Below are 5982 nucleotides of genomic sequence, written 5' to 3'. Positions count from 1 at the left end.
GCAGAAGAGAGGCAATGCAGTCCTCGATGTACTTGCCCGGGTTATAGACCGGGATGACCACGCTCACCTTGATGGGCATGTCTCTTCTTCCGCCTCAGTTACTGGGAGTGACATCGTGACGGCTCGGCGTACGACGCCGCCCAGCACACGTTCGGGTAAGGCTAACGTGTGATGGTCACACCAACACCACGTAAACCCGCGGGGCCGGGCACGAACGGATCACAAAGTCTCCGGAATGGTTTTGAGAACTGTGGCGGAACACACGGCAGGTTGCTTGACAGGTCCCCGGTTAGGATGCCGGTCATGAAGGCTCTCGTACTCTCCGGCGGCTCGGGCACACGTCTCCGCCCCATAACCCACACATCGGCCAAGCAGCTGGTGCCCGTTGCCAACAAGCCCGTGCTCTTCTACGGGCTGGAGGCCATCGCCGACGCCGGCATCACCGACGTCGGGATCATCGTCGGTGACACCGCCGAAGAGATCCGCGAAGCCGTGGGTGACGGCTCCAAGCTCGGCATCAATGTCACCTACATCCCCCAGGACAAACCCCTCGGCCTTGCCCACGCCGTCCTCATCGCCCGCGACTTCCTGGGCGAGGACGACTTCGTCATGTACCTCGGCGACAACTTCATCGTCGGCGGCATCACCGGCCTCGTCGACGAATTCCGTACGGAACGTCCCGACGCCCAGATCCTGTTGACCCGGGTGCCCAACCCCACCTCCTTCGGTGTCGCCGAGCTCGACGAGAGCGGCCGCGTCAAGGGGCTGGAGGAGAAGCCGAAGGAGCCCAAGAGCGACCTCGCGCTGGTCGGTGTGTATCTCTTCACACCCACCATCCACGAGGCCGTACGCAGCATCGAGCCGTCCTGGCGCGGCGAGCTGGAGATCACCCACGCCATCCAGTGGCTGATCGACCAGCAGAAGGACGTCCGCTCGACGACGATCTCCGGTTACTGGAAGGACACCGGGAACGTCGCCGACATGCTGGAGGTCAACCGCTCCGTCCTGGAGACGCTGGAGCCCGCCGTCGAGGGCACCGTCGACGAGTCCAGCGAGATCATCGGCCGCGTGCGCATCGACGCCGGCGCCGAGGTCCGCGGCTCGCGCATCGTCGGCCCCGCGATCATCGGCCCCGGCTCGGTGATCAGCGACTCGTACATCGGCCCCTTCACCTCCATCTCCGAGGACTGCCGGATCGACGACAGCGAGGTCGAGTACTCCATCGTCCTGCGCGACTCCTCCATCACCGGCGTGCGCCGCGTCGAGACCTCGCTCATCGGCCGCAACGTCGAGGTCACCCCCGCGCCCCGCAACCCCGCAGCCCACCGATTCGTCCTCGGCGACCACAGCAAGGTACAGATCTCTTCATGACTACCCGAATCCTGGTGACCGGCGGTGCCGGTTTCATCGGCTCCCACTACGTGCGTACGCTGCTCGGCCCCCAGGGCCCGGGCGACGTGGCGATCACCGTCCTGGACAAGCTCACCTACGCGGGCAACCCCGCCAACCTCGACGAGGTGCGCGACCACCCGGGCTTCGCCTTCGTCCAGGGCGACATCTGCGACCCCGAGCTGGTCGGGAAGCTGATGGCCGAGCACGACGAGGTGGTGCACTTCGCGGCCGAGTCGCACGTGGACCGCTCCATCGACGGCGGCGCCGAGTTCGTCCGCACCAACGTGGTCGGCACCCACACCCTGATCGACGCCGCGCACCGGGCCGGGATCAAGACCTTCGTGCACATCTCCACCGACGAGGTCTACGGCTCCATCGACGAGGGCTCCTGGCCGGAGACGCACCCGCTGCAGCCCAACTCGCCGTATTCCTCCGCCAAGGCGTCCAGCGACCTGATCGCCCTGTCGTACCACCGCACCCACGGCCTGGACGTGCGCGTGACCCGCTGCTCCAACAACTACGGGCACCACCACTTCCCCGAGAAGGTCATCCCGCTGTTCATCACCAACCTGCTGGACGGCAAGAAGGTCCCGCTGTACGGCGACGGCGGCAACGTCCGCGACTGGCTGCACATCGACGACCACATCCAGGGCATCGACCTGGTGCGCACCAAGGGCCGCGCCGGTGAGGTCTACAACATCGGCGGCGGCACCGAGCTCTCCAACAAGGAGCTGACGGGCCTGCTGCTCGAGGCGTGCGGCGCGGACTGGGACGAGAGCGTCGAGTACGTCCAGGACCGCAAGGGCCACGACCGCCGCTACTCCGTGGACTGCACCAAGATCCGCACCGAGCTGGGGTACGAGCCCCGCAAGGACTTCGCCACCGGCCTCGCGGAGACGGTCGCCTGGTACCGCGAGAACCGCGCCTGGTGGGAGCCCCTGAAGGAGCGCGCGGCGCTGTGACTTCCACCTGGCTGATCACGGGTGCGGGCGGCATGCTGGGCCAGGACCTCCTGGCCCGGCTGGCGGCCGACGGCGAGCAGGGCGTGGGCCTGGCCCGCGGGGACCTGGACATCACGGACCCGGAGGCGGTGCACGAGGCCGTCGCGGAGCACCACCCCGATGTGGTCGTCAACTGCGCCGCCTGGACGGCCGTGGACGACGCGGAGACCCAGGAGCCCGCGGCCCTGAGGATCAACGGCGACGGCCCCCGCAACCTCGCGGCGGCCTGCGCCAAGACCGGCGCCAAGCTGCTCCAGGTCTCCACGGACTACGTCTTCGCGGGCGACGGCGCCTCTCCGTACGCGGAGGACGCCCCCACCGCACCGCGAAGCGCCTACGGCCGCACCAAGCTGGCCGGCGAGCAGGCGGTACTGACCGCCCTCCCCGACGCGGGCTATGTGGTGCGCACGGCGTGGCTGTACGGCGCGGGCGGCGGCAATTTCGTCCGTACGATGATCAAGCTGGAGGGCGTCAAGGACACCCTCGACGTGGTCGACGACCAGCGGGGCCAGCCCACCTGGACCGTCGACCTCGCCGACCGGCTGGTCCGCCTGGGGCGTGCGGCGCTGGCCGGCACCGCCCCCGCCGGGATCTACCACGGCACCAGCGCCGGCGAGACCACCTGGCACGGCCTCACCCAGGAGATCTTCCGTCTCCTCGGCGCGGACCCCGCCCGGGTCCGCCCGACCACCAGCGCCGCCTTCGTCCGCCCGGCTCCCCGCCCCGCCTACAGCGTCCTCGGCCACGACCGCTGGACAGCCGTCGGCATCGAGCCGATCCGCGACTGGCGCGAGGCCCTGCACGAGGCGTTCCCGGCACTCCTCGCCGCCGAACGGCCCTGAACCGACGTACAACTCCCCTTGAAACGAGCGGGGTTGGCTGAACCTGTTGCTGGTTCAGCCAACCCTGCTCGTTTTCGCTTCGCCGGGCGCTCAGTGCGACCCACCGCGGTGCTGGACGACGAGGACCACACCGCCAAGCACAGCAGCACAACCTGCCGCGGCGGCGATGCCGACCGTCCGCCCCGCGCCCGCAGAGCGGCGGGCGAGCGCGAGCAGGTGGCCGCGAGACGCTGGCGATCATCTTCGTGGCAACCTCAGACTGCGCACCTGGCGACAGTTGCCACCGGGCTTCGGTCCTGCCTGGGCCCCGCCTGCCGGAGTGTCACCCGACGGAGCCGTGACCGCTTGTGGGCCAGGCTCCACCGCGTCCTGCTGGAGGGGGTCGGAGTACGCAGCGAATTAAGTACTACGGTTACGCTTCTCCATTTGCCCTGGTCAGCATGCTCGATTCGAGTCGAATGAGCTGCTGGATCAGGCGCTGAAGAGCGTCGCCGTCCGAGCTGTTGGGGCACGCCCACATCGGCGTCACCGCCACCGTGTAAGCCCACGTCCGGCTCCGTCTCCAACGCGACGCCATCGACCTCCTTGGCCGCGCCCTCCGCAACCCCGCCGGACAATCTGCAAGCACGACGACGGCGACGAACCACCCCTCGTCGGATCCTCCGTCCGCTGACGTTGCCGTCAACTACTGCCGTCAAGACACGCTGATACCCCGCCAAGCATATGTTGACGGGGTATCAGATGTGCAACTGCGATCCCTGGAGGGCCGATCCGCGCTACCGATTCAACATCGAGGTACCAGATCCACCAGTGCCGTCCGCAATTCGAAGAATCTATTCCTCGATAAGTTCATCGAGCCTATCTGCCGATTTCGGAGTTCCCAGTTCTTGAGCGGCAGACGCGAGGCGCTCATAGTAAGCCGAGGAGATCGGAAGAGAATCCTCGTAGATCCATGAGCACATCGTATCGAATGCCAACTCCTCTTCACCCACGCTCATCAGGTGGCGAACATCGGCAATAACCTCTTCCGAAGTCAGAGGAGATTCCTCAAGGAGTTGCGAGATGAGAGCCCGCACGTACTGATACCGCTCCATATTCCACACTCCTTCACTTCGGGAAAGCCGTGAGAACTCGCCCAGTTAGCGGTTCATAGCGAACCTCGATGCTTACCCCTCGCACCTCTCCAGTGATTGCCTGAACGGCAGGATCACCCTTCCTCGTCCGGAGAGTCCTCTCAGCATAATTAGCTGAACCGGTTTTCCAGACACGCGTACTGTTTGGGTTCGTGGCGACATCTGCCACGGCATCCAGGATGTCATCGTCGCTCCACCCCTTTGGAAAGACTGTCTTTCCAGGCAGTCCCGGATAAGCATGCCCGTCGAGGATGTGCTGGGCATCGTCACCAAGCAACTCCCGCCCAATCCCGCCACAGTTGTGGACGAGAACCGGAGTCTCGCCCGCCAGCACATAGTACGTGTGGACGCTGCTGACAGTCAGGTCGTGGGTGATCTGATGCTTGGTGAAGTGGCGGACAGTGGCGATCTTTGCCTGGTGTCCATCTTCGGTACGCAGGGTCATGCCGGGGTGCAGGTCGCCCGCGTCGATCCATGCCCGTTTGGAGGGGGACCAGAACGGGTGCGTGGTCGTCGCGATGACGGAACCTGTGGTCACATTCTTGACGCTTGTGTCTATCGCGACCTCGACGAAATCCTTGTCGTCCTTTGTGGTTATGGTGTCTACGACTTCACGTGCGGTGGTTTTCCCTGTATCAGGATCGGTGGCAAGGACCTTGTCACCCGCCCGAATATCCTGGATCTCCTTCGTTCTCCCATCTGCCATTAGGACTTCAGTCTGGGAAATAAAGCTGTGATTACAGGCGCTTCGGGATCCTCTGTACCCCTCTCCTGCAAGGAGCGACGACGTCACTGTGTCCTGCACGCTGTAATCGTGGAAAGGAGACTCAGTCAGGTGTCCACTCAAGAGAGCCGCAGCGGTTCCGTTGCACTGAAGGAACTCGCAGTAGTTGTTGAGCACATAGTCGATTTGAGCGCGTGAAAGCCCATAGAACCAGAGCTGGAGCGCGGCTTCCTTGCTCAGCGATCCAGAGGGGCTGTCGTAAAGGCGAGCAGCCTCATCGTACTCCGCTTCGGACGTATTGCTTGAATTCCGAACCGGAGGGGCGCCACTGGAGTAGAGCTGGACCGCTTGGTCGTATGCATCGTGAGTCGCATCTGACAGGGTCTGGCCGTTGCCACCCCCTGACGGTCCGTAACATTTGTGCGTCTCGCAATAGCTGCTGCCGGAGTCGTTGCCGTCGACGTCGTGGTAGCCACCTTGGGTGTCGACCCAGTCACCTCGGCATGCGTCGTCGGCACAGAACCTCAAACCGCTCGGGTCGGAGAACGTAAGGGGATTGTTGCCTGCGTAGGTGTAGGCGTTGAGGCCTTGCGGGTTGTACGGCGTGCTCAACGGGTCGGTGGTGAGAAATCGGCCGAGGGTGGGGTCGTAGGCGCGGGCGCCGAGGATGGAAAGACCGGTGGAGTCGTCTTCGGTCTTGCCGAGGAAGCCGCGGTCGGTGCTGGTGGGCAGCGAGCCGGTGCGCTGGGCGCCGAAGGGGAGGTAGCGGCGGCGGCCGGCGGTGCCGGTGTCGGCGGCGATGGTGAGCTGGCTGGAGTTTTGCGGGTCGGACATCAGCCAGGTGAGGGTGCCGTTGCCGGTACCACTGCTGGGGGCGACGCGCAGGGCGC

The 5982-nt window shown here is 65.3% G+C and carries 5 protein-coding genes; 3 read left to right on the top strand and 2 right to left on the bottom strand.

Going from position 1 to position 5982, the window contains the following annotated elements; genetic code table 11:
• The first annotated feature begins 303 nt into the window (after positions 1-303).
• The 3 genes from ACWDAG_RS47570 to rfbD are packed head-to-tail and all read left to right on the top strand — an operon-like array spanning position 304 to position 3235.
• Positions 304-1371, top strand: coding sequence for a glucose-1-phosphate thymidylyltransferase (locus tag ACWDAG_RS47570; RefSeq protein WP_450701838.1), 1068 nt, complete (start codon positions 304-306; stop codon positions 1369-1371).
• The gene (gene rfbB / locus ACWDAG_RS47565) at positions 1368-2354 is read left to right on the top strand and encodes a dTDP-glucose 4,6-dehydratase (protein WP_450701837.1); all 987 of its coding nucleotides are present in this window, start codon (positions 1368-1370) and stop codon (positions 2352-2354) included. The genes ACWDAG_RS47570 and rfbB overlap by 4 nt, the downstream gene beginning before the upstream one ends.
• Before the next feature lie 32 nt (positions 2355-2386).
• A complete protein-coding gene (gene rfbD, locus ACWDAG_RS47560) occupies positions 2387-3235 on the top strand; it encodes a dTDP-4-dehydrorhamnose reductase (RefSeq protein WP_450701839.1) in 849 nt (282 codons plus the stop codon).
• Positions 3236-4068: 833 nt separating this feature from the next.
• Here rfbD and ACWDAG_RS47555 read toward each other — a convergent pair.
• Both ACWDAG_RS47555 and ACWDAG_RS47550 read right to left on the bottom strand, forming a co-directional pair.
• Complete coding sequence (locus ACWDAG_RS47555) at positions 4069-4329, bottom strand: MafI family immunity protein (RefSeq protein ID WP_450701836.1); 261 nt, start codon at positions 4327-4329, stop codon at positions 4069-4071.
• Between the two features lie 13 nt (positions 4330-4342).
• Positions 4343-5982: RHS repeat-associated core domain-containing protein (locus ACWDAG_RS47550; RefSeq protein ID WP_450701835.1), on the bottom strand; the 1640-nt coding region annotated here is incomplete at its 5' end.

The organism is Streptomyces sp. NPDC001157 (genome assembly GCF_053598255.1).
The sequence above is the reverse complement of the archived record's forward strand: the minus strand, read 5'-3'. Positions and strand labels throughout refer to the sequence as shown.